The 23,829-nt window shown below is 71.0% G+C and carries 18 protein-coding genes; 15 read left to right on the top strand and 3 right to left on the bottom strand.

What is annotated here, in order from left to right; translation table 11 throughout:
• The first annotated feature begins 132 nt into the window (after positions 1 to 132).
• The 9 genes from ACZ5ON_RS23400 to ACZ5ON_RS23360 all read left to right on the top strand — a co-directional run bounded on the left by ACZ5ON_RS23400 (position 133) and on the right by ACZ5ON_RS23360 (position 9,755).
• Entirely contained in the window at positions 133 to 2,211 is a 2,079-nt protein-coding gene (locus ACZ5ON_RS23400) for an APC family permease (protein ID WP_465595942.1), read from the top strand.
• A gap of 314 nt (positions 2,212 to 2,525) precedes the next feature.
• Complete coding sequence (locus tag ACZ5ON_RS23395) at positions 2,526 to 3,821, top strand: class I SAM-dependent RNA methyltransferase (protein WP_465595939.1); 1,296 nt, start codon at positions 2,526 to 2,528, stop codon at positions 3,819 to 3,821.
• 161 nt (positions 3,822 to 3,982) lie between these two features.
• On the top strand, positions 3,983 to 4,666 hold the full coding sequence (locus tag ACZ5ON_RS23390) for a TetR/AcrR family transcriptional regulator (protein WP_465595902.1): 684 nt from the start codon (positions 3,983 to 3,985) through the stop codon (positions 4,664 to 4,666).
• A gap of 253 nt (positions 4,667 to 4,919) precedes the next feature.
• On the top strand, positions 4,920 to 5,150 hold the full coding sequence (locus tag ACZ5ON_RS23385) for a toxin-antitoxin system HicB family antitoxin (RefSeq protein ID WP_465595900.1): 231 nt from the start codon (positions 4,920 to 4,922) through the stop codon (positions 5,148 to 5,150).
• Positions 5,147 to 5,578: a fic family toxin-antitoxin system, toxin component gene (locus tag ACZ5ON_RS23380; RefSeq protein WP_465595897.1), complete on the top strand. Its 432-nt coding sequence runs from the start codon at positions 5,147 to 5,149 to the stop codon at positions 5,576 to 5,578. Before ACZ5ON_RS23385 ends, ACZ5ON_RS23380 begins: the two co-directional genes overlap by 4 nt.
• Before the next feature lie 87 nt (positions 5,579 to 5,665).
• The gene (locus tag ACZ5ON_RS23375; protein ID WP_465595894.1) at positions 5,666 to 6,484 is read left to right on the top strand and encodes a putative RNA methyltransferase; all 819 of its coding nucleotides are present in this window, start codon (positions 5,666 to 5,668) and stop codon (positions 6,482 to 6,484) included.
• A gap of 111 nt (positions 6,485 to 6,595) precedes the next feature.
• On the top strand, positions 6,596 to 8,011 hold the full coding sequence (locus tag ACZ5ON_RS23370) for an AAA family ATPase (protein WP_465595891.1): 1,416 nt from the start codon (positions 6,596 to 6,598) through the stop codon (positions 8,009 to 8,011).
• Positions 8,012 to 8,021: 10 nt separating this feature from the next.
• Positions 8,022 to 8,414 (top strand): nucleotide pyrophosphohydrolase, encoded by a 393-nt coding sequence (locus tag ACZ5ON_RS23365; RefSeq protein WP_465595888.1) that lies wholly within the window; start codon positions 8,022 to 8,024, stop codon positions 8,412 to 8,414.
• 204 nt (positions 8,415 to 8,618) lie between these two features.
• Entirely contained in the window at positions 8,619 to 9,755 is a 1,137-nt protein-coding gene (locus ACZ5ON_RS23360; RefSeq protein ID WP_465595886.1) for a DUF6099 family protein, read from the top strand.
• A gap of 381 nt (positions 9,756 to 10,136) precedes the next feature.
• On the opposite strand, the gene dapD is transcribed toward ACZ5ON_RS23360, so the two are convergent.
• Positions 10,137 to 11,126: a 2,3,4,5-tetrahydropyridine-2,6-dicarboxylate N-succinyltransferase gene (dapD, locus tag ACZ5ON_RS23355; RefSeq protein WP_465595883.1), complete on the bottom strand. Its 990-nt coding sequence runs from the start codon at positions 11,124 to 11,126 to the stop codon at positions 10,137 to 10,139.
• A 146-nt stretch (positions 11,127 to 11,272) separates the two neighbouring features.
• Here dapD and ACZ5ON_RS23350 point away from each other — a divergent pair, with 146 nt between their 5' ends.
• The 3 genes from ACZ5ON_RS23350 to argF all read left to right on the top strand — a co-directional run bounded on the left by ACZ5ON_RS23350 (position 11,273) and on the right by argF (position 16,720).
• Positions 11,273 to 12,937, top strand: coding sequence for a 3' terminal RNA ribose 2'-O-methyltransferase Hen1 (locus ACZ5ON_RS23350; protein WP_465595880.1), 1,665 nt, complete (start codon positions 11,273 to 11,275; stop codon positions 12,935 to 12,937).
• Positions 12,934 to 15,528 carry a polynucleotide kinase-phosphatase gene (locus ACZ5ON_RS23345; protein WP_465595877.1) on the top strand — a complete coding sequence of 865 codons (2,595 nt, stop codon included), beginning with the start codon at positions 12,934 to 12,936 and terminating at the stop codon, positions 15,526 to 15,528. Before ACZ5ON_RS23350 ends, ACZ5ON_RS23345 begins: the two co-directional genes overlap by 4 nt.
• A gap of 190 nt (positions 15,529 to 15,718) precedes the next feature.
• Positions 15,719 to 16,720, top strand: a complete 1,002-nt coding sequence (gene argF / locus ACZ5ON_RS23340; RefSeq protein WP_465595874.1) for an ornithine carbamoyltransferase — start codon at positions 15,719 to 15,721, stop codon at positions 16,718 to 16,720.
• Between the two features lie 22 nt (positions 16,721 to 16,742).
• On the opposite strand, the gene ACZ5ON_RS23335 is transcribed toward argF, so the two are convergent.
• Both ACZ5ON_RS23335 and ACZ5ON_RS23330 read right to left on the bottom strand, forming a co-directional pair.
• Positions 16,743 to 17,330: a superoxide dismutase family protein gene (locus ACZ5ON_RS23335; RefSeq protein WP_465595871.1), complete on the bottom strand. Its 588-nt coding sequence runs from the start codon at positions 17,328 to 17,330 to the stop codon at positions 16,743 to 16,745.
• A gap of 197 nt (positions 17,331 to 17,527) precedes the next feature.
• Positions 17,528 to 17,932 (bottom strand): type II toxin-antitoxin system VapC family toxin, encoded by a 405-nt coding sequence (locus tag ACZ5ON_RS23330; RefSeq protein ID WP_465595868.1) that lies wholly within the window; start codon positions 17,930 to 17,932, stop codon positions 17,528 to 17,530.
• A gap of 397 nt (positions 17,933 to 18,329) precedes the next feature.
• Here ACZ5ON_RS23330 and acnA point away from each other — a divergent pair, with 397 nt between their 5' ends.
• The 3 genes from acnA to ACZ5ON_RS23315 all read left to right on the top strand — a co-directional run bounded on the left by acnA (position 18,330) and on the right by ACZ5ON_RS23315 (position 23,825).
• On the top strand, positions 18,330 to 20,990 hold the full coding sequence (gene acnA, locus ACZ5ON_RS23325) for an aconitate hydratase AcnA (protein WP_465595865.1): 2,661 nt from the start codon (positions 18,330 to 18,332) through the stop codon (positions 20,988 to 20,990).
• A 398-nt stretch (positions 20,991 to 21,388) separates the two neighbouring features.
• On the top strand, positions 21,389 to 22,795 hold the full coding sequence (ngcE, locus tag ACZ5ON_RS23320; protein WP_465595862.1) for an N-acetylglucosamine/diacetylchitobiose ABC transporter substrate-binding protein: 1,407 nt from the start codon (positions 21,389 to 21,391) through the stop codon (positions 22,793 to 22,795).
• A 97-nt stretch (positions 22,796 to 22,892) separates the two neighbouring features.
• Positions 22,893 to 23,825 (top strand): carbohydrate ABC transporter permease, encoded by a 933-nt coding sequence (locus tag ACZ5ON_RS23315; RefSeq protein WP_465595859.1) that lies wholly within the window; start codon positions 22,893 to 22,895, stop codon positions 23,823 to 23,825.
• Positions 23,826 to 23,829: the final 4 nt, after the last annotated feature.

Here is a 23,829-nt window from a genome sequence, read left to right as displayed (position 1 = left end):
GCGGGGCAGCGGGGCCGCCACCCCAGGCTCATCATCCGACACGCTAGCCGGTCCACCGAACGGAGTCCTGACGGAGGTAGCCACCGGAATAGTCGACATCTAGACACGAACCCCTACCATGCCTACGTGCCCATGCCCGCTGATCTACCCAAACGCATCCTTATCGGACGCGCCCTGCGCAGTGACAAGCTCGGGGAGACTCTCCTCCCCAAGCGGATCGCGCTACCGGTCTTCGCCTCGGACGCGCTCTCCTCGGTGGCTTATGCCCCGGAGGAGATCCTCCTCACCCTCTCGCTGGCCGGGGCCTCCGCGATCCACTTCTCCTGGCAGATCGGCGTCGTGGTCGGCATCGTGATGCTCGCCGTGGTCGCCTCGTACCGGCAGAACGTGCATGCCTACCCGAGTGGCGGCGGCGACTACGAGGTCGCCACGGTCAACCACGGGCCGAACTCTGGTCTGGTGGTGGCCAGCGCGCTGATGGTGGACTACATCCTCACGGTGGCGGTCTCCACCACCTCGGGGGTGGCCAACGTGGTCTCCGCGGTGCCCGCGCTGCGCGGCCACGAGATGGCGCTCTCGGTGACCCTGGTGGTCCTGCTGATGGGCATGAACCTGCGCGGTGTGCGTGAGTCGGGCACCGCCTTCGCAGTCCCGACGTACGCCTTCATGATCGGCGTGCTGGGCATGGTGGTCTACGGCGTGGTCCGGCACTTCGCCTTCGGCGCCGACATGCCCGCCGAGAGTTCCGGCTTCCACCTGGCGGCGACCGACGGCAACGGCTCGCTGGCCGGGTTCGCGCTGGTCTTCCTGCTGCTCAAGGCGTTCTCCTCGGGCTGCGCAGCTCTCACCGGTGTCGAGGCGATCTCCAACGGCGTGCCGGCCTTCCGTACGCCCAAGAGCAAGAACGCCGCCACCACCCTGCTGATGATGGCCACCATCGCGGTGACCATGTTCATGGGGATCATCTACCTGGCCCACCTGACCGGGACCCAGATGGCCGAGGACCCGGTGGGCCAGCTGGTCGGCGCACCGGCGGACTACCACCAGAAGACCGCGCTGGCACAGATCAGCGAGGCGGTGTTCTCCAACTTCACCCCGGGCTTCTACTTCATCGCCGGTGTCACCGGACTGATCCTGGTACTCGCCGCCAACACCGCCTTCAACGGCTTCCCGGTGCTCGGCTCGATCCTCGCCCAGGACCGCTACCTGCCCCGTCAGCTGCACACCCGCGGTGACCGGCTCGCCTTCTCCAACGGCATCATCCTGCTGGCCATCGCCGCGATCGCGTTCATCGTCGCCTTCGGTGCCGACCCGAACCGACTGATCCAGCTGTACATCGTCGGAGTCTTCGTCTCCTTCAACATGAGCCAGTCCGGCATGATCCGGCACTGGACCCGTCTGCTGCGCACCGAGACCGATCCGGCCGCCCGGCGGCGCATGCAGCGCAGCCGCGCGATCAACACCTTCGGCCTGGTGATGACCGCGGCGGTGCTGATCGTGGTCCTGGCCACCAAGATCGGTCACGCCTGGATCGCGATCGCCACCATGGTGGTGCTCTTCGTGATGATGAAGGCGATCCGCCGCCACTACGACCGGGTCTCCGACGAGTTGCAGGCCGCCGAGGAGGCCGACGACATCCTGCCGCCCACCCGGGTGCACGGCATCGTGCTGGTCTCCAAGCTGCACAAGCCCACCCTGCGCGCCCTCGCGTACGCCCGGCTGGCCCGCTCGCACACGCTGGAGGCCGTGACCGTCAACGTGGACCCGGCCGACACCGAGGCACTGCGCCGGGATTGGGACGAACGCGGAATCGGGGTTCCGCTCAAGGTGCTGGACTCCCCGTACCGCGAGATCACCGGCCCGGTCCTGGACCACGTCAAGAACCTGCGCCGCAGCAGCCCGCGCGACGTGGTCTCGGTGTACATCCCGGAGTACGTGGTCGGCCACTGGTACGAGCACCTGCTGCACAACCAGAGCGCGCTGCGCCTGAAGGGGCGGCTGCTGTTCAAGCCCGGTGTCATGGTGACCTCGGTGCCCTGGCAGCTGGAGTCCTCCGCGCGGCGCGGGAAGCAGCGCGTCTGGTCCGCCCCGGGTGCCGTCCGGCGCGGCGAGCCCAGGCACGAACGCGTAGAGTCGGGTGGTTCCAGCACCGTAGAGTGGGCTGCTCCCAGCACCGACCTCATCGACGCCAGCAAGGACTCGACCTCGTGACCCGCAACAACCCGTCCCGCTCCGCGGGGAAGTCCGGCAAGTCCGCCAAGCCCGGACAGGTCGCCCGCCCGCGCTGGGGAGCCAAGCCGTCCCGTCCGGCGGCCACGGACCGCGAGGGCTACACGGCCCAGACCGCCCCGCTCGTCCCGGCCGAGCCGAAGCCCCAGCCGGCCCAGGACCGGCCCGCCCGGGCCGAGTCGGCCGCGCCCGGGAAGAGCACGCCGCGCAAGCAGACCGTCCGCGCGCCGAAGGCGCTGCGCGCGGCCAAGCCGGCCAGGGCGGAGCGCGCGCCCAAGGCCCCGAGCGGTGACCCGCTGGTCGGCGAGCGCTACGAGGTCGAGGTGGGCCCGGTCGCGCACGGCGGCGGGCACTGCGTGGCCCGGCACGAGGGCCGAGTGCTGTTCGTGCGGCACGCGCTGCCGGGCGAACGGGTGATCGCCCAGGTCACCGAGGGCACCACCACCTCCCGCTTCCTGCGCGCCGACGCGGTTGAGGTCCTGGACGCCGCCAAGGAGCGGATCCCGGCGCCGTGCCCGTTCTCCGGCCCCGGCCGGTGCGGCGGCTGCGACTGGCAGCACGTCACCCCCGGTGGCCAGCGCAAGCTCAAGGCGCAGGTGCTCACCGAGCAGCTGGCCAAGCTCGCCCACCTGACCCCCGCGGAGGCCGGCTGGGACGGCAGCGTCGAGCCGGTCGGCGGCAAGCTCTCGGCGGGCGAGGTGCCCGCCTGGCGCACCCGGGTGCAGTACGCCGTCGACCCCGCCACCGGCAAGGTCGGGCTGCGCCGCCACCGCTCGCACGACGTCGAGCCGATCGATCGGTGCCTGATCGCCGCCCCCGGGGTGGCCGAGCTGGGCATCGAGGCCCGTGACTGGCCGGGCGTGGAGAGCATCGAGGCGATCGCCGCCACCGGGTCCTCGGACCGCCAGGTGGTGCTGACGCCCAGGGCCGGTGCCCAGCTGCCGCTGGTCGAGCTGGACCGCCCGGTCTCCATCACCCGGATCGACGACCAGGGGAACGTCCACCGGGTGCACGGCCGGACCTTCGTCCGCGAGCGGGCCGCCGGGCGTACCTGGCGGGTGAGCAACGGCGGGTTCTGGCAGATCCACCCCGAGGCGCCGGCCACCCTGGTGGAGGCCGTCCTGGACGGGCTCGACCCGCAGTGGGGCGAGATGGCCCTCGACCTGTACTGCGGGGTCGGCCTGTTCGCCGGGGCCCTGGCGGACCGGGTCGGCGAGGACGGGGCGGTGCTCGGCATCGAGTCCAGCAAGCAGGCCGTGATCGATGCCCGGCACAACCTGGCCGAGGTGGACAACGTCCGGATCGAGTGCGACAAGGTCGAGTCGCTGCTCCCGCGCACCGGGATCACCTCCACCGACCTGATCGTCCTCGACCCGCCGCGCGCGGGCGCGGGCCGGGAGACCGTCGCCCACCTGGTCGGTCTGGAGGCGCGCCGGATCGCGTACGTCGCCTGCGACCCGGCGGCCCTCGCCCGCGACCTGGCCTTCTTCCGCGATGGCGGTTACCGCCCGGTCTCGCTGCGGGCCTTCGACCTGTTCCCGATGACCCACCACTTCGAGTGCGTGGCCATCCTGGAGCCGGTCGCAGAGTAGTCCCGACCCGGGGGCGCGTGGAACCGTACGGCCGTGCACGGCCGGTCACCCGGTTCCGCGCCCCCCGTGCCGTTCCCGGTGGGCTGCGCAGGCACCCCTGATACGTTTCCGCATATCGGTACGGATCCGTATCCGGGAGTTCCCGTGGCAGGGAGGGCAGTGTGGCGCCCAGGCGCATGACCCGCGAGGAGACCAGGCGGCAGACCCGGGAGCGGCTGGTCGCGGCCGCCGCCGAGCTGTTCGCCGAGCGGGGGGTCAACGGGGCCTCGGTCGAGCAGATCGCCGAGCGCGCCGGCTACAGCCGAGGCGCCTTCTACGGCAACTTCGAGGACAAGAACGGCCTGGTGCTGGAGCTCCTCATGCAGCGCACCCTGCACGAGCGGCAGGAGGTCGAGGAGATCGGCCGCGGTGCGGAGTCCTTCGAGGAGATGCTGGCCGCGCTGCGCACCTGGCACCGCGAGCGGGGGCGGCACCTGGCGGACTGGCTCGCGCTGCGGATGGAGCTCGTCCTGCACGCCCTGCGGAACCCCGAGGTCAGGCCACTGCTGGCGGAGCGCGAGGAACTGGCGAGCGCCGCCATCGCCGAGGGCCTGCGCTATGAGCTGGCACGGCGCGGGGCGGTACCGCCGGCCGACCCGGCGTTTCTTGCCCTGATCGTCCACGCGCTGGAGGACGGCCTGCTGATCCAGCGGCTGCTGCGCCCCGACGAGTTCACCGACGAGGTGGTCGTCGACGCGTTCGAAGTGCTGCTGCGCAGCTGGACGGCCGCGCCGGGAGCCGGTGGCGGTGCGGCCGGATCGGCTGAGGCCGGCGACGGTGCGGTGGACTCGGCTGAGCAGAGCTGAACTCGGCGCCGCGAGGCGAGGGACCCGGCCGGCCCGGCGGTGTCCGGATCCGGCGGGGGAGACGTGTTGCGGGCCGAGGATCCCGACACGGTGGTGTTGTGCACGAAGGGGTGACCCGGGGGCCGGGCGGGTATGTTCCCCAGCGCTCGCAGCGGCGATTTCCGGTCTTCTGGGAGCACTGGGGTGAGGGCGGGCGCGGGGAGGGGCAGAATGCGCCCTTGTTGTGCTAGCAACATGACGCTAGCGTTACGTCATGGCGAAGAAGCAGCTGAATGTCCGGGTGGATGCGGCCACCGCCGAGATGGCGCGCGAGCGCGCCGAGCAGCAGGGGATCAGCATGAACCAGTACATCGAACGGCTTGTCAGGCAGGACATGGGCGAGACCGGTCGGCTGTTCGTCGACGCCGCCGCGCAGTTCATGAAGGAGTACGAGTCGACCTTCCTCGTCGAGTTCGGCGACGGCCTGCAGGACGTGCGCCGTTGAACCTTGAGGTGGACCTCTCGTGGCTGCTCATGACCGCCGAGCAGTACACCCCCGGCGACCCGCCGGTCACCGACTACGGATCGCTGCTCGCGGCGGTCACCCGGCACCAGGCCGAGATCTTCGACATCGCCGTCTACCCCGAACCGCAGGACCGGGCGGCGGCCCTGATGCACCAGCTGATCCGGGTTCCGGCGCTGGAGCGGAGCAACGAGCTCTTCGCCACCGCCGTCGCCTACGCGTACCTGGTGGCCAGCGGCTGCAGCGTCGCCACCACCGCGCGCGAGGTGCGCAGCCTGGCGAGGGCGATCCGGGAGGGCAAGCTCGGCGTCAGCGGGGTGGCCGACCGGTTGGCTGCCTGGGTGGTGGACGAGGCCGAGGAGGAAGAGGTCCGGGGGGATGACGACGGGGGCGACGGCGACGCCGACTGAGGCCGCCGGCGGTACCGTCCCGGCCGTGCCCGGGCGGTGATCACCTAGGCTGGGGGTTTCATCCGACACGGCGAGGAACCACGGACGTTGCTGCAGGACATCGAGCGCTACCTGGCCTGCCCGCACTGCGCACAGCGGCTGGCCCTCGACGGGCGCACCCTGCGCTGCCCCGCGGGCCACAGCTTCGACCAGGCCAAGCAGGGCTACGTCAGCCTGCTGGCCGGCGACGCGCACACCAAGACCGGCGACACGGCCGACATGGTCGCCGCCCGCAGCGACTTCCTGGCTGCCGGCCACTACCGGCCGATCGCGGCGGCCCTGGCCGCGGCGGCGGACCGGACGGACGGCCTGGTGGTGGACCTGGGCGCGGGCACCGGCTACTACCTCTCACAGGTACTGGAGCACGCCGGCGGTGTGGGCGCCGCCCTGGACATCTCCAAGTACGCGCTGCGCCGGGCCGCCAAGGCGCATCCCCGGATCGGCGCGGTGGTCTGCGACGCCTGGCGTCCGCTCCCGCTCCTGGACGGCTGTGCCGACCTGGTCCTGAACGTCTTCGCACCGAGGAACGGTCCGGAGATCCGCCGGGTGCTGCGCCCGGGTGGCCGACTGCTGCTGGTCACACCGACCTCCCGGCATCTGCGCGAACTCGTCGCGGCGCTGGGCCTGTTGTCAGTGGACGAGGAGAAGGAACGCCGGGTCGAGGAGAAGCTGAGCCCGTGGTTCACCAGGGCCGACCGGGTCGAGGTGGAGTTCCGGCTCAGCCTGTCGCGGGCGGATGCGGCGGCCGTGGTGGCGATGGGCCCCAATGCCTGGCACACCGCTCCCGATGTGCTCGGCGCGGCGCTGGCGGAGCTGCCGGAGCCGGTCCGGGTCACCGGCTCGGTACAGGTGTCGACGTACTGCTGAGCCCGGGCGGGCGGTCCGGTCAATCGCCGGGGGCGGGTCCGGCTACCCATAGGGATGAACGGGGCGCGCAGGGACGTTTCGTCTCGGCCGGCGGCAACTAGGGTGCCCCGGGTGACCAGCGAAGCCGCCCAGTCCGCAGTCCAGCCGCTCTCGGGCACCGTCGTGCCGGTCGGAACCCCGGCCGTGCGGGCGTCCGCCCGCCCGGCCGTCGAGGAGCTCAGGCTCACATCGTTCAAGTCGTACCGCCGGACGGCCCTCGCGCTCTCTCCGTTCACCGTCCTCCACGGGCCCTCCGGGGTCGGCAAGTCGAATGCGCTCGACGCCCTGGCCGTGCTCTCCCGGCTGGCGCTGGGCGAGCCGATCGGCCCTTCGCTGGACGGACTCGGCGGTACCGCGGGGCCGCTGGCCCAGCCGGTCAGGGGCGGGCTGCTCGGCTGTGTGCCGCACGGCCGGAACGCGATCATCCTGGGCTGCACGGTCCGCTCCTGTGCCGGACCGATCCGGCTCGAACTGGTGGTGCGCACCGACGGCCGGGTCCGGGTCGCCCGGGAATGGCTCACCTGCGCGGGGCGGACGCTGGTCGAGACCGGAGAGCAGGACGTGGCCCACGGGAAGGTCAACGTCACCTGGCACAACGACACCCGGCAGGGCGACATTCGGGCGCCGTTCCCCAGCGACAGCCTGATCGTCACCCAGATCCCGCTGCGGGTGGCCGGCTCCTCGGCCGGGGAGTGCAAGGTGCTCGCGGCGGCCGAGCAGTTGCTGACCGCGCTGCGCGAGATCTTCCCGCTGCATCCGGTGCCCGCCCTGATGCGCGACTGGGTGAAGCCCGATCCGGACGCCAGGCTGCTGGGAACGGCCGCCAACATCTCCGCCGTCCTGGCCAGGGTCAGGAACGACTGCACCCGGCGCTACGGGCGGCTGCTCAAGGCCGTCCAGGCGGCGGCTCCGCACCCGCTGCTCGGGCTAGACGTGGCCCGGCGCGGGCCCGAGGCGCAAGAGCGGCTGCTCGCGGTCTTCGACGAGGGGGTGCTCGGACGGACCGGTGCGGACCAGGCCTCGGACGGCATGCTGCGGCTGCTCGCCTTCGCCGCGGTACTGCTGACCGGCGCGGGGGTGCTGGACGTGGAGCCGGCTGCCGAAGTCCCGCCGGCGCATCGCCAACTGGCCGTACTGGCAGAGGACTTGGGCGCCGGACTGGCGGGGGAGCAGGTCGCCGCGCTGCTGCGGATGGCCCGCGAGGTGTGCGAGAAGGGGGACGTCCGGCTGCTGGCGGCGGTGAACGATCCGGCGCCGGTACGGGAGGCGGGCGGTGCCGAGCTGGTCGAGTGCCGACGTGATCCGGCCACCGGGCACAGCGTGCTGCGGCCCGATCCGCCCCGGGTGCCGGCGCAGTCGGCGCGCGGGGACAGGGCGGATGCGGCGGGTGGGGCGGGTGGTACGACCGGTGCGGACGGGGGCGTGACCGGCACGGATGCGGACGGGGCGGATGAGGGCGGTTCCACCGGGACGCCGGCGATGGGGTAGACCTGGGTGCGTGAGTGAGCAGACGAAGGGCCCGGCGGGCCCGACCCTGGAGGAGCTGCAGCAGCGGCTCACCGACTTCGCGGCGGCCCGGGACTGGCAGCCTTTCCACACCCCGAAGAACCTCGCGGCGGCGTTGAGCGTGGAGGCGGGCGAACTCCTGGAAATCTTCCAATGGTTGACGCCGGAGCAGGCGTCCGAGGTGATGGCCGAGCCGGACCGGGCGCACCGGGTCCGGGACGAGGTCGCCGATGTGCTGGCGTATCTGCTGCAGTTCTGCACGGCGGTCGGGGTGGATCCGCTTACCGCGCTGGCAGCGAAGATCGAGCGGAACGAGGTGCGCTTCCCGGTGGAAGGTCGGCGACCGACGGGCGAGGACGACGGCGAGGGCGATCAGATCGGCTGACTGCCGGACCACCGCTCCGCTGAACTGAACTTCCGTTGAACTGCGCTTTCGTGCACCCGTGTGGGTGACACGGATTATCCACAGGGCGGGGTTGTCCACAGGTTGTCCCCTGGGTGCTGCGCGGACCCGATCCGAGCAGCACGCTTGCGCCGTGACACACCGTCGGCGACGGCGGTCCGACGCAAGCGAGGGGAGCGGCGGGTTATGGACGCGCTGCGATTGATCAAGACGGCTCGGCACGCGCTGGCGGAGGCCCGAAGCGCATCGGACGCGCTCGCCGAAGCCTGGCAGGCGGGGCTGCTCATCGAGGCCGTCGGGGTGCGGATCGCCGAGCGCGAGTCCGGTGAGCTCGGCGCTCTGGGCCAGCTGCTCTGCGACGCGGGTGCCCACGCCGTCGGCTGCTTGGAGCAGCCGTCCGGCGGAGCGGCCGCCGAGGGTGGCACCGAGGGGGAGTGGAGCCGGGGCGAGTGGGGTGGCACCGGCCGCGCCTCCCGGCTTGACGAACTCGGCGAGTTGGAGCCCGTGCTCCGGGAACTCGGCCGGCTCCTGCACGAAGTGGCCGAAGCGCTCGTGGTGCTGGCCTGCGGCGCTGACGGCGAACGCCTCTACTGGCGGTGCATCGACGGCATCGACGCGGGGGCCGAGTGCAAGGACTTGGTGGCGGAACTCCTCAGGGCGGTGCGCAGGCAGTCGGGGGACTCGAGCGGTGAGGCCGTGGAGGAGAGCACCGACTTCCCGGACGAAGGGGACACCTGGTACGAGGGCGAGGAGTGGGAGCACCGCAGGGACGGGCGGGGTGACGAAGACCGGGGCCGCCGACAGTCGAGCCGTGAGCGGCCCGGTGACGAGCAGCGGGACGCCGGGCGGCGGCGTCCCGGGGCCGATGGAGCCCCTGAGTCGAGCAGTGAGCAGGACAACCCCGAGCCGAATGACGCGAGGCCGCACGGCGGGGGGACCGGGCCGGGCGCGGACCGCTGCTCGGAAGGGAACCTGCCGACCCTGGTCATCCCGCTGGCGCCGCCGGGCGCAGCGTCCGGCTACCGGCCCGGGGCGGACGAGTCGGCGGAGCCGTCGGCGGCCCCTTCCCGCCCGGCCTGGTCCGGCCGGGTGCCGGAGGAGCGCAGGTCGGCGCCGAGTCCGGCCAGCGAGTCGTTGACGGAGGCGAGCAGTTCCTGCATCTGTTCCAGCAGGCTCTTGGGCGTGGCGGCGGCGGGTGGCACGACGGCAGTGGGAGGGGTAGCGGTGGGCACGCCTGCGGTGGCCGCTGTCTGTGGTGCGACGGGTGCCTCGGACCTGGGCTCGGACATGAGGGGGACCCTCCAGCTCGGTAGTGCGGTGTGAGGCGGCGGAGGTCGACGCCGCCGGTTCAACGAGCGGCTCGGGTGCCCAGTCACCCGGCACCACTCGTTGAGCTCCAAGCCCAGCCTGCTGTCAGCCGCAGGGGTGAGGACGGCTTGCGGCGCGGCGCCGCACTCGGCTAGGAGCGGCGGGGTGCGGGGGTGCGGGGGTGCGGGGGTGCGGGGGTGCCGGGGCGCGGGGTGCCGGGGCGCGGGAGGTTGTGGGCGTCGTCGGTTCTATGCCGTCGCTTCGTTCGGGGCGCGGCTGCCGGGCCGGAATACGCGTGCCCGGCCGGAGCGAGCGCGCCGGGTGTACGGGAAAAGGACCGGGCTCTCGGTGCCGCCGCGAGGACGGCGCCGAGAGCCCGGCACAGTGCAGAGGAGGTCAGTTGTGCGCGTGCAGGTCGGCGTTGAGCCCACCCCACGAACCGGATCGGGCGATCACCTCGACCGCGCCGCTCTGCGAGTTGCGGCGGAACAGCAGGTTGTCCTGGCCGGAGAGCTCGACCGCCTTGGCGATCTTGCCGTCGGGGGTGGTGACACGGGTGCCGGCGGTCACGTACAGACCGGCCTCGACCACACAGTCGTTGCCGAGCGAGATGCCGATGCCAGCGTTGGCGCCCAGCAGGCAGCGCTGGCCGACCGAGACGACCTGCTTGCCGCCACCGGACAGGGTGCCCATGATCGAGGCCCCGCCACCGATGTCGCTGTGGTCGCCGACCACGACGCCCGCGCTGATCCGGCCCTCGACCATCGAGGTGCCCAGGGTGCCGGCGTTGAAGTTGACGAAGCCCTCGTGCATCACGGTGGTGCCGACGGCCAGGTGCGCACCGAGGCGGACCCGGTCCGCGTGCGCGATCCGGACACCCGACGGCGCGACGTAGTCGCTCATCCGCGGGAACTTGTCGATCCCGTACACGGCCAGCTGGCCGCCCTGGACGCGGACGGCGAGCCGGGCCTGCTCGACGTTCTCGACCGGCACCGGACCGATGCTGGTCCAGGCGACGTTGGCGAGCAGGCCGAAGATGCCGTCCAGGTTCTGGCCGTGCGGCTTGACCAGGCGGTGGCTCAGCAGGTGCAGGCGAAGGTACACGTCGTGCGTGTCCAGCGGCTTCTCGTCCAGGGAAGCGATGGTGGTGCGCACCGCGACCACCTCGACGCCCCGGCGCGCGTCACTGCGCAGCGCCTCGGCGGTGCCCGCGCCGAGGGCCGCCTCGGCCTCTTCGGCGGTCAGTCGGACGGTGCCGGCCGGGCCCGCCCCGGCGACGAGTTCGGGGGCGGGGTACCAGGTGTCGAGGACGGTCCCGTCGGCGGCGATGGTGGCCAGACCGGCCGCAACGGCGCCGCTTGCGAGGTTGGAGGTTTCAGCAGTCACATCGTGCACGTTAACGAATCCCGGCCGCGGCTGCCGAACCCGCTCACCGTCCGGACGCGGATTCGGATCATCCGGACATCGATTCGAGCCGAGGTGCGCATAAAACCCGGTGCCCGCGTGATGGGTGCTCGGCGATACTCAGCCGGGTGTTCATCTCGATCTCCACCACAGGAACGGCCGAGCGGCCCGCCACCGACCTGGGATTTCTGCTGCACAAGCACCCTGGCAAGGTGCAGCGGTTCTCGACCTCCCACGGTGAGGCGCATGTCTTCTACCCCGAGGCGACGGCCGAGACGTGCACCGCGGTGCTGCTGCTGGACGTCGACCCGATCGCGCTGGTGCGCAAGGGTCGGGGCAAGGGCCGCGGCGGCTCTCCGGACTTCTCGCTCGCCCAGTACGTCAACGACCGCCCCTACGCGGCCTCCTCGCTGCTCACGGTAGCCCTGCGGACGGTCTTCCGGACCGCGATGAAGGGCGTCTGCGAGACGCGTCCCGGCCTGGCGGACCAGCCGATGCCGCTGCGGATCTCACTGCCCGCGGTACCTGCGAGCGGTGCGGGCGAGAGCGGTGGCGCCGTGCTGGTCGGCCGGCTCTTCGAGCCGCTCGGCTGGCAGGTCGCGGCCGAGGCGATCTCGCTGGACGAGGCGTTCCCCGAGTGGGGCGAGTCCCGGTACGTCCGGGTCGAGCTGACCGCCACCGTGCGGCTGGCCGACGCGCTCCAGCAGCTCTATGTGCTGCTGCCGGTGCTGGACGGTTCCAAGCACTACTGGGTCGCGCCGGACGAGGTGGACAAGCTTCTCGACGCCGGAGAGGGCTGGCTGGCCGAGCACCCGGAGCTCAATCTGATCATCCGCCGGTACCTGGCGCGGCGCTGGTCGCTGGCCCGGACCGCGATGGAACGCCTGGAGCTGGCCCGGCTCGCCGAGGCCGACGAGCGGGAGGCCGAGGAACTGGACAATGCGGTGGACGACGATGGCACCGACGATGGCACCGACGAGAACACCGGAGAGAGCGCCGACGGCAGGGAGGTCGCCGAGCCCGAGGCGGGTGCCGAGGGGCCGGCCGACCGGAAGCGCACCTCGCTCGCCGTTCAGCGCCGGGAAGCGATCCTGGCCGCCCTGCGTGAGACGGGCGCGGCCCGGATCCTCGATCTCGGCTGCGGGCAGGGCGAGTTGGTCGGCGCGCTGCTCAAGGACACCCGGGTGACCGAGGTGCTCGGCGTGGACGTGTCCGCGCGGGCACTCTCGGCAGCCGCCCGCAAACTGCGGATCGAGCGGATGCCGGAGCGCCAGTCGTCCCGGGTCAGGCTCGTCCAGGGTGCGCTCACCTACACCGACGCGCGCCTCAAGGGCTACGACGCGGCCGTGCTCTGCGAGGTGATCGAGCACCTCGACCTGCCCCGACTGCCCGCACTCGAGTACGCGGTGTTCGGCGCCGCCCGCCCCGGTGCCGTCGTCGTGACCACACCCAACGTCGAGTACAACGTCCGCTGGGAGACCCTTCCTGCCGGGCACGTCCGGCACGCGGACCACCGGTTCGAGTGGGACCGGGCACAGTTCCTGGCCTGGACGCAGCGGGTGGCCGACACGTACGGGTACGACGTCACCATCCGGCCCGTCGGCCCGTACGACGAGGAGGTCGGTGCGCCGACCCAACTGGCGCTGTTCCGCCTCGGGGGCGCCGGCGTCGAGCCCGCCGCCACCGCCGCCGCCGCCACCGCCGCCGCCACCGCCGCCGCCGCCACCGCCGCCGCCACCACCGACGCCGCCACCACCACCACGACCGCCACGGAAGGGAGCGTGACTCGATGACCGACACCACCACCGCAGCGCCCGCCCAGGTCCGCGCCCTGCCCGTCACCGACCTCTCGCTGGTGGTGCTGGTCGGCACCACGGGCTCGGGCAAGTCCAGCTTCGCCCGCAAGCACTTCCTGCCGACCCAGGTGGTCTCCTCCGACTTCTGCCGCGGTCTGGTCGCCGACGACCAGAACGACCAGTCCGCCTCCAGCGACGCCTTCGACGTGCTGCACTACATCGTCGGCAAGCGGCTGGCCGCCGGTCGGTTCACCGTGGTCGACGCCACCAACGTCCAGCAGGAGGCCCGGCGCCGACTGGTGCAGATTGCCCGGGAGCATGACGTGCTCCCGATCGCGATCGTCCTCGACGTCCCGCCGGACGTCTGTGCCGAACGCAATCGCACCCGCCCGGACCGGCAGCTTCCGCCACATGTGATCCCACGTCAGCAGCGCGAGCTGCGCCGCTCGCTCAGGGGGCTGGAGCGGGAGGGCTTCCGCAAGGTCCACGTGCTGCGCGGGGAGGCGGAGGTGGTGGCCGCCCGGATCGTCATCGAGAAGCGCTTCAACGACCTGCGCCACCTCACCGGGCCGTTCGACATCGTCGGTGACATCCACGGTTGCCGCTCCGAGTTGGAGACCCTGCTGGTCCGGCTCGGCTACACCCTCACCCGGGACGAGCAGGGCCGCCCGGTCGATGCCGCGCACCCCGAAGGCCGTACCGCTGTCTTCGTCGGAGACCTGGTCGACCGCGGCCCGGACACCCCGGGTGTGCTGCGCCTGGTGATGGGCATGGTGGTTGCAGGACACGCCATCTGCGTCCCCGGCAACCACGAGAACAAGTTGGGCCGGTGGATGGCCGGCCGCAAGGTCACCGTCTCGCACGGCCTGCAGGAGTCGGTGGACCAACTGGCGGGCGAGAGCGAGGAGTTCCGAGCCCAGGTGCAGGCCTTCATGCGCGATCTGGTCAGCCACTACCTGCTGGACGGCGGCGACCTGGTGGTCTGCCACGCCGGCCTCCCGGAGAAGTACCACGGCCGCACCTCGGGCCGGGTCCGCTCGCACACGCTCTACGGCGACACCACCGGTGAGGCTGACGAGTACGGGCTGCCGGTCCGCTACCCGTGGGCCGAGGAGTACCGGGGCCGGGCGCTGGTGGTCTACGGCCACACCCCGGTCCCGTCCGCGAGCTTCCTCAACAACACCATCTGCCTGGACACCGGCTGCGTCTTCGGCGGCAGCCTCACCGCGTTGCGCTACCCGGAGCGCGAGCTGGTCAGCGTCCCGGCCGAGCAGGAGTGGTACGCCCCGGTCCGGCCGATGCACGGTGACGCACCCGGTGCCCGCGACGGCCGTCCGCTCGACCTGGCCGACGTGGCGGGCCGCCGGGTGGTCGACACCACCCACCACGGCCGGGTCGCCGTGCGGGAGGAGAACGCGGCGGCCGCGCTGGAGGTGATGAGCCGTTTCGCGCTCGACCCCAGGCTGCTGGCGTATCTGCCGCCGACCATGGCCCCCAGCGCGACCTCGCGCCGCGAGGGCTATCTGGAGCACCCGGAGGAGGCGTTCCTCGCCTACCGCCACGACGGGGTGCGGCAGGTGGTCTGCGAGGAGAAACACATGGGCTCGCGCGCGGTGGTCCTGGTCGCCCGGGATGCCGCCGCGCTGGAGAAGCGGTTCGGAGTCGAGGGGCCAGGTGCGGTCTGGACCCGGACCGGGCGGGCCTTCCTCAGCGACGAGGAGCTGACCGGGGCGGTGCTGGACCGGGTTCGGGTGGCCGCCGAGAGGGCCGGGCTGTTCGAGGAGCTGGCCAGTGACTGGCTGTTGCTCGACACCGAGCTGATGCCCTGGTCGCTCAAGGCCGCCGAGCTGCTGCGCCGTCAGTACGCGGCGGTCGGTGCGGCGGCGGGCGCGGCACTTCCGCGGGTGCTGGCAGCGCTGGAGCAGGGCGCCGGACGCGGTCTGGAGCTGGCGGAGCTGACCGAACGGCAGCGGCAGAGGGCGGCGGACGCGGAGGCGTTCACCGCCGCCTACCGCCGCTACTGCTGGCCGACCGAGGGCCTGTCGGGCATCCGGCTGGCGCCGTTCCAGGTGCTGGCGGCCGAGGGCGCGAACCTCGCGGTCCGTCCGCACGACCAGCACCTCGCCTGGATCGACCGCCTGGTCGCGGCCGACGACCCGCAGGAGCCGATCCTGCGGAGCACCGGCCGTCTGGTGGTGGACACCTCGGACGAGGAGTCGATCACCGCGGGCGTCGCCTGGTGGGAGGAGCTGACGGCGGCCGGCGGCGAGGGCATGGTGGTCAAGCCGCTCGCCTCCCTCGTCCGGCGCGAGGCGGGCGAGGGCCGCCCCGGCGGTCTGGTCCAGCCGGGTATCAAGGTGCGCGGCCGGGAGTACCTGCGGATCATCTACGGTCCGGACTACACCCGGCACCTGGAGCAGCTGCGGCAGCGCTCGCTCGGCCACAAGCGGTCACTCGCCCTGCGCGAGTACGCCCTCGGCCTGGAGGCACTTGACCGGCTGGCGGCGGGGGAGCCGCTGTGGCGGGTGCACGAGGCGGTGTTCGCCGTGCTGGCTCTGGAGTCGGAGCCGGTCGATCCGCGGCTCTGAGGCCCACGCCGGGCCCCGGCCACTCCCGCTGGAGGTTCACCCGCCGGATGGGCCACCCGCCGGAAGGGCCGCCCCTACAGTCCGGGGCGGCCCTTCCGGCGAGTGGCCAGGACGATTTGGACCTGCATACAAATTCATAACCTCGTATACACTTCCCGTCTCAGTGTCCCCGACGCCACAGGAGCCCGGCATGGCCTTCAACCTCCGGAACCGGCACTTCCTCAAGGAGCTGGACTTCTCCCCGCAGGAGTTCCGCTTCCTGCTCGACCTCTCCGCGCAGCTCAAGGCCGCCAAGTACGCGGGGACGGAGCAGCAGCGGCTGCGCGGCAAGAACATCGCGCTGATCTTCGAGAAGACCTCGACCCGGACTCGCTGTGCCTTCGAGGTGGCCGCTCATGACCAGGGGGCGAGCACCACCTACCTGGACCCCTCGGGCTCGCAGATCGGCCACAAGGAGTCGATCAAGGACACCGCCCGGGTGCTCGGCCGGATGTTCGACGGCATCGAGTACCGGGGTCACGGCCAGGGGGTCGTCGAGGAACTGGCCGAGTACGCGGGCGTGCCGGTCTGGAACGGGCTCACCGACGAGTGGCACCCCACCCAGATGCTGGCGGACGCGCTGACCATCCGGGAGCACACCGCCGAGCCGCTGGAGGAGGTCGCCCTGGCCTACCTCGGCGACGCCCGCTCCAACATGGGCAACTCGCTGCTGGTCACCGGCGCTCTGCTGGGGATGGACATCCGGATCGTCGCCCCGCGACAGCTCTGGCCGGCCGAGGAGGTGCAGAAGGCCGCCCGGGCGCTCGCCGACTCCACGGGCGCCCGGATCACCCTGACGGAGGACGTCGCGGCCGGGGTCGCCGGCGCCGACTTCCTCTACACCGACGTCTGGGTATCGATGGGCGAGCCCAAGGAGGTCTGGGTCGAGCGGATCGCGATGCTGAAGCCCTACCAGGTCTCGATGGAGACGGTCCGGGCGACCGGCAACCCGGCCGTGAAGTTCCTGCACTGCCTTCCGGCCTTCCATGACCTGGGTACGGAGGTCGGCCGGCAGATGCACGAGGCCACCGGGATGTCCGAGCTGGAGGTGACCGACGAGGTGTTCGAGTCCAAGCACTCCATCGTCTTCGACCAGGCGGAGAACCGCCTGCACACCATCAAGGCCGTCCTGGTCGCCACGCTGGGTTCCTGACCGGCTCGCTCCGCCCGGCTCTTCAGAAGGCCACGTTCACGCAGGCCACCCGGTCGCTCGCGGCATGCGAGCCGGCCGGGGCGCCCGCGTGGAGGACGAGCGACCTCGCCTCGCCCGGCCGGAAGGCCCAGCGGACGGTGGCGCTCGCCGAGCCGTTGCCGGCCCGGTCGGTGCGGAGCGTCATGCGCAGCTCGTTGCGGTCGTTGGCGTACGCCAGGTCGCTGGAGGGCTGCACCGGGTCCACGCTGTGCTGGTAATGCGGACCGGACGCGGCCGGGTCGGCGCCGCACCGCCCCGTGTGCGCGTGGACCGGGAACCCGTGTTCCGCCGTGGCCCCCGACAGCTCCATGCGCACCGTGGTCCCGTCCGTGGTGCGCACCACCCTCACACGGACGTGGGAGCCGTACCGGACGAGGTCCGGCGCGTGGCTGATCGCGGTCGGCGGCACGAAGGCGGAGGCCGGGGCGAAGTCGGCGTCCACCTCGGTGGTGTGGGGCAGTGCCGGGTGCAGCAGGGCGAGCGGGAGCAGGGAAGCGGCGAGCGGGGCGGACATGGTGTGGTCGGACCTCCGGGGTGAGCGGACACGGGCGGTGCCGTGACTGCTGGACACCGACCACGGTCTCGGCCCCGCCCGGCGCACCGCGTGGAGCCGTGCCGCAGGGTCACCCGTACGGGCGGCCGGTACGGCACTGCCCGTTCGGCGCGGCCCGGGTGAGGTGTTCGGTCTGCGCGAAGGGCCGATGCTCCGAGGTCACCGCTCCGGGGCGGACGCCGCCCCGCGCGAAGCCCCGGCCCCGACGGCCCGGGTCACCGCGCGGGAGCGATGCCCCGGATCTCGCAGCGCGGCCCGCTCGCCCGCATCAGCCGCAGGTCGGCCGTCACCAGCGGGACCCCGAGCTGCTCCGCGACAGCGACGTAGGCGGCGTCGTCCGGCGTCAGGTTGTCCTTCAACTCCCAGATCCGCCCGAGCAGGGGAGCGGCCTCCACCTTGCGGATCACCAGGCCGGCCAGTTCGGAGGCCAGTTCGGCCACCCGGTCCGCGTCGAGTTCCCGGGCGAGGTACAGCCCGCGCAGCGACTGCATCACCTCGATCACCACGTGCTCGGGGGCGACCCACTCGCCGCCCGCCGCCAGTTCGGCCCGGGCCGCCTCGCCCCGTGCACCCCGGTCGGCGAGCGCCAGCACCAGCGCGGAGGCATCGACGACGATCACGAGTGGGCTCCCTGGACGGTGGCGGTCGACTGACTGGGCTTCACCGTAGCCGGACCGGTCACCGGCACGATGCGCGGGCCCAGGACTTGCGTCAGGGGGGTGGTGCAGGAAGTTTTGGAGGCATGTCACGGCGGTGTCGTCGGATCGCGCCCAAAGGCATGCCGGCGGAAGGCATGCCTGCAGGTGGGAGTCAGGCGCCCATGCATTATGGTTTATCTCGACATCGAGATAACTCCACGCTAGGATTTATCTTGACGTCAAGATACTTGCCGAGAGGCGCAGGCGCCCATTCCCGCGAATGGTTAGTTAGCTAAGGCTTACCTCACCTTATCGCCCGGTGGGCAGAGGGGCGCAGCACGGCCCCACGCACACACGAAGCACCTAGAAGGAGTCAGTCGTGTCCGCGAACAGCTTCGACGCCCGCAGCTCGCTGCAGGTGGGCGACGAGTCGTACGAGATCTTCAAGCTCTCCGCCGTCGAGGGTTCCGAGCGGCTGCCGTACAGCCTCAAGGTGCTGCTGGAGAACCTGCTCCGCACCGAGGACGGCGCGAACATCACCGCCGACCACATCCGCGCGCTCGGCAACTGGGACGCCACCGCCCAGCCGAGCGAGGAGATCCAGTTCACCCCGGCCCGCGTGATCATGCAGGACTTCACCGGTGTGCCGTGCGTGGTCGACCTCGCCACCATGCGTGAGGCTGTCAAGGAGCTTGGCGGCGACCCGTCCAAGATCAACCCGCTGGCCCCGGCCGAGCTGGTCATCGACCACTCCGTCATCGCGGACAAGTTCGGCACCCCGGACGCCTTCGTCCAGAACGTCGAGATCGAGTACGGCCGCAACAAGGAGCGCTACCAGTTCCTGCGCTGGGGCCAGACCGCGTTCGACGAGTTCAAGGTCGTCCCGCCGGGCACCGGCATCGTCCACCAGGTGAACATCGAGCACCTGGCCCGCACGGTCATGGTTCGGGGTGGCCAGGCGTACCCCGACACCTGCGTCGGCACCGACTCGCACACCACCATGGTCAACGGCCTCGGCGTGCTGGGCTGGGGCGTCGGCGGCATCGAGGCCGAGGCCGCGATGCTCGGCCAGCCGGTCTCCATGCTGATCCCGCGCGTGGTCGGCTTCAAGCTGACCGGCGAGCTGCCGGCCGGCACCACCGCCACCGACCTGGTGCTCACCATCACCGAGATGCTGCGCAAGCACGGTGTGGTCGGCAAGTTCGTCGAGTTCTACGGTGACGGCATCGGCGCCATCCCGCTGGCCAACCGCGCCACCATCGGCAACATGTCGCCGGAGTTCGGCTCGACCTGCGCGATCTTCCCGATCGACGCCGAGACCATCAACTACCTGAAGCTCACCGGCCGCAGCGAGCAGCAGCTCGCCCTGGTCGAGGCGTACGCCAAGGAGCAGGGCCTCTGGCACGACCCGTCGGTCGAGCCGGTCTACTCCGAGTACCTGGAGCTGGACGTCTCCACCGTCGTCCCGTCGATCTCCGGCCCGAAGCGCCCGCAGGACCGCGTCGTCCTCGCCGAGGCCGCGGCCAAGTTCGCCGAGGCGCTGCCGACCTACTCGGTCGAGGCGTCCAAGCCGACCGCCGTCACCGCCCCCGACGGCTCGTCCTACGAGATCGACAACGGCGCGGTCGTGATCGCCTCGATCACCTCCTGCACCAACACCTCCAACCCCTCCGTCATGCTGGGCGCCGCCCTGCTGGCGAAGAAGGCCGTGGAGAAGGGCCTGACGGTCAAGCCCTGGGTCAAGACCACCCTGGCGCCCGGCTCCAAGGTCGTCATGGACTACTACGAGAAGGCCGGCCTGCTCCCGTACATGGAGAAGCTGGGCTTCAACCTGGTCGGCTACGGCTGCGTCACCTGCATCGGCAACTCGGGCCCGCTGCCCGAGGAGGTCTCGGCCGCGGTCAACGAGGCCGACCTGGCCGTCGTCTCGGTGCTCTCCGGCAACCGCAACTTCGAGGGCCGGATCAACCCCGACGTCAAGATGAACTACCTGGCCTCCCCGCCGCTGGTGGTCGCCTACGCCCTCGCCGGCAACATGAACGTCGACATCACCCGCGAGGCCCTGGGTCAGGACGCGGAGGGCAACGACGTCTTTCTCGCCGACATCTGGCCCACCGAGCAGGAGGTCGCCGACGTCGTCGCCGGCTCCATCGACGAGGCCATGTTCGACAAGGGCTACCAGGACGTCTTCGCCGGCGACCACCGCTGGCAGTCGCTCCCGGTCCCGACCGGCAACACCTTCGAGTGGGACGCCGAGTCCACCTACGTCCGCAAGCCCCCGTACTTCGAGGGCATGGCCAAGACCCCGAGCCCGGTGACCGACATCACCGGCGCCCGCGTCCTGGCCAAGCTGGGCGACTCGGTCACCACCGACCACATCTCCCCGGCCGGCAATATCAAGCCGGGCACCCCCGCGGCGCAGTACCTGACCGAGCACGGTGTGGAGAAGCGCGACTTCAACTCGTACGGTTCCCGCCGTGGCAACCACGAGGTGATGATCCGCGGCACCTTCGCCAACATCCGCCTGCGCAACCAGATCGCGCCGGGCACCGAGGGCGGCTACACCCGCGACTTCACCCAGGCCGACGCCCCGGTGTCGTTCATCTACGACGCGTCGCAGAACTACCAGGCCGCCGGCACCCCGCTGGTCGTCCTGGCGGGCAAGGAGTACGGCTCCGGTTCGTCCCGTGACTGGGCCGCCAAGGGCACCGCACTGCTGGGCGTCAAGGCCGTCATCGCCGAGTCGTACGAGCGCATCCACCGCTCGAACCTGATCGGCATGGGCGTCCTGCCGCTGCAGTTCCCGGAGGGCCAGAGTGCCGACTCCCTCGGCCTGACCGGCGAGGAGACCTTCTCCATCACCGGCGTGACCGAGCTCAACGAGGGCCGCACCCCCAAGACCCTCAAGGTCAAGGCGGTCGGCGCGGACGGGACCAGCACCGAGTTCGACGCGGTCGTCCGCATCGACACCCCCGGCGAGGCGGACTACTACCGCAACGGCGGCATCCTGCAGTACGTGCTGCGCTCGCTGATCGGCTGATCCCAGTAGGTCCGGCGGAGGCCGGCACCCACTCCTCGGAGTGGGTGCCGGCCTCTTCTGTTTCCGGATCACGTTTTGACGCATTGCTGCTCGAACTTGCGCGTTTCTATGTTCAAACACGCATGAACGCGCTACGTTCTCGGATGTCAGCGGCCCTGGCGCACCTCTGCGGGCCCCTGCGAATTGCACATGCTGCACGGCCGGCAACGCTTTGACAGTCACCGGTCACCCCCGGTGGTGCGCGCTATTGCCGCCGGATGGCCGCAGGACTATACCTTTGCGCATCACAGCAACGCCTCTGAGCGGCACTTTCGCCGCTGGGCGCGCCCCAGCAGCGGGAATTGACGAGCCGTCATAATCTGGCTGCATCTCAAGGACACCGAGGGGTTAGGGCACTCATGGGCTCTGCAAGCGAGTACAACCGCCGTGACATCTTCAAGCGTGCCGCCGGTATCGCCGTGCTCGCGGCGGCCGGAAGTCCACTGCTCGCCGCCTGCGCCGCCGGCGCCGGCGGAAGCGACAACAAGGGAACGAAGAGCAGCGGTTACAACCTCACCGACGTCAAGAACCCGTTCGGCGTGGACGCCGGGGCGGGCCTTGAGGTCTTCATCTTCGACGGCGGCTACGGCAGTGACTACGCCAAGGCGTTCGAGGCCATCTACGCGAAGTCCTACCCCGACGCGAGGATCAACCATCAGGCGGACAAGGACGTCACCGGCAAGCTCCAGCCGCGCTTCAACGCGGGCAGCCCGCCGGACGTCATCGACGACTCCGGCAACAAGCAGATCAAGCTGGACGTGCTGGTCGACTCCAACCAACTGACCGATCTACAGCCGCTGTTGGACGCACCGTACCTCGACGACCCGACCAGGAAGGTCCGCGACGTGCTGATGCCCGGCACGCTCGACTCCGGCACGGTCAAGGGCAAGGTCTACAACCTCTCCTACGTCTACACCGTGTTCGGCCTCTGGTACTCGGGCAAGCTGTTCCGGGAGCACGGCTGGACGGCTCCGAAGACCTGGGCCGACTTCATCGCACTCGGCAGCCGGATCAAGGCCGCCGGCATCGCCCCGCTGGCCCATCAGGGCAAGTACCCGTACTACATCAACGTCGCCATGTTGGACATGATCGCCAAGCAGGGTGGCCCGGCCCTGATGAAGCGGATCGACAACCTGGACCCGACCTCCTGGGACGACCCGGCCGTCAAGACTGCGATGGACGCGTTCTACCAGGTGGTCGACCAGGACTTCCTGCTCCCTGGTACGAACGGCATGACCCACACCGAGTCGCAGACCGCGTGGAACCAGTACAAGGCCGCCTTCATCCCGTGCGGCTCCTGGCTGGAGAACGAACAACTCGCCTCCACCCCGGCCGACTTCGAGATGACCTTCATGCCGATGCCTTCGCTGCCCGGCGACCGGATGCCGTTCGAGGCGATCCGGGCGGGCGCGGGCGAGCCGTTCATCGTGCCCCGGCAGGGCAGGAACGTGGCCGGCGGTCTGGAGTTCCTGCGGATGATGCTGACCAAGGAGGCCTCGGGCAAGTTCGCCCAGACCGCCAACAGCCTCACCTGCCTCAAGGACGGCGTCGGCCCCGAGGTCAAGCTGAAGCCGGGCACCCAGTCCACCGTGGTGGCCCTGAAGGCCGCGGGCACCAACACCTTCAACTACCAGTACCCGAACACCGCCAGCAAGTTCGACGAGGACCTGCAGAACGCCTCCGGCGAGCTGATGGCCAAGCGCATCGGACCGGACGAGTGGATCAAGCGCGCCAAGGAGTCGGCGGCCAAGAACAAGTCCGTCTGACCGGCGGAGCCGACGGGTGTGCCCGGGCCCGCGGGCGGCGGCTCCGGCGCGCGCCCGGGTCTGACGGGCAGGAGATGCACGGACAGGAGATGCGGCGATGCGTCACGGCAAGTACCCCTTCATCGTGGGGTTCCTCTTCCTCCCGATCGTGCTGTACGCGGGCCTGGTGCTCTGGCCCTACCTGCAGACCTTCGGGTACTCCCTGACCGACTGGTCCGGGCAGAGCCAGCAGATGGACTTCGTCGGGCTGGACAACTACGGCAAGCTGTTCCACGACGGCGTCTTCCTCGGCGCGCTCGGGCACAACGTCCTGCTGCTCACCGTGCTTCCGGTCGCGACCATCCTGATCGCGCTCTTCTTCGCCTTCATGCTCAACGTCGGCGGCCGGGGTGGCACCGGCGGGGTGCAGGGCGTGCGCGGGTCCGCCTTCTACAAGGTGGTCTTCTTCTTCCCGCAGGTGCTCTCGATCGCCATCCTCGCCGTGCTCTGGCAGGCGGTCTACCGCACCGACGCCGCCGGCCTGGCCAATGGCGTACTGATCAAGCTGGGGCTGGCGGACGCCCAGCACCCGGTGGCCTGGCTCTCCGACCCCGACCTGGTGCTCTGGTGCATCCTCGGGGTGCTGGTCTGGAGCGGGGTCGGCTTCTACCTGGTGCTGTTCTCGGCCGCGATGCAGTCGATCCCCAGGGACATCTACGAGGCGGCCCTGCTGGACGGCGCGGGACGCGGTCAGACCTTCTTCAGGATCACGCTGCCGCTGCTCTGGGAGACCGTGCAGACCGCCTGGGTCTACCTCGCGATCGTGGCGATGGACGCCTTCGCGCTGGTCGCCAGCATGACCCCGGGACGCGCCTACGGCGGTGGCCCCGACCACCACAGCGAGCTGATGTCCACGTATCTGATGCGCAACTTCCTCGCCTTCGGGGAGGCCGGCTACGCCTGCGCGATGGGTGTCGTGATCTTCTTCTTCACCCTCATCCTGTCCGTCGTCTCGCTGCGGGTCACCCGGCGCGAGCGGATCGAGTACTGAGCGG

The organism is Kitasatospora sp. NPDC032150, from assembly GCF_055579945.1.
The sequence above is the reverse complement of the archived record's forward strand: the minus strand, read 5'-3'. Positions and strand labels throughout refer to the sequence as shown.

Excerpts from the sequence above, each read along its gene's own strand:
- ACZ5ON_RS23400 (WP_465595942.1), top strand. The coding sequence starts at position 133 with ATGCCCGCTGATCTACCCAAACGCATCCTTATCGGACGCGCCCTGCGC.
- ACZ5ON_RS23385 (WP_465595900.1), top strand. The coding sequence starts at position 4,920 with ATGGCGAAGAAGCAGCTGAATGTCCGGGTGGATGCGGCCACCGCCGAG.
- ACZ5ON_RS23360 (WP_465595886.1), top strand. The coding sequence starts at position 8,619 with ATGGACGCGCTGCGATTGATCAAGACGGCTCGGCACGCGCTGGCGGAG.
- ACZ5ON_RS23345 (WP_465595877.1), top strand. The coding sequence starts at position 12,934 with ATGACCGACACCACCACCGCAGCGCCCGCCCAGGTCCGCGCCCTGCCC.
- argF (WP_465595874.1), top strand. The coding sequence starts at position 15,719 with ATGGCCTTCAACCTCCGGAACCGGCACTTCCTCAAGGAGCTGGACTTC.
- ngcE (WP_465595862.1), top strand. The coding sequence starts at position 21,389 with ATGGGCTCTGCAAGCGAGTACAACCGCCGTGACATCTTCAAGCGTGCC.
- ACZ5ON_RS23315 (WP_465595859.1), top strand. The coding sequence starts at position 22,893 with ATGCGTCACGGCAAGTACCCCTTCATCGTGGGGTTCCTCTTCCTCCCG.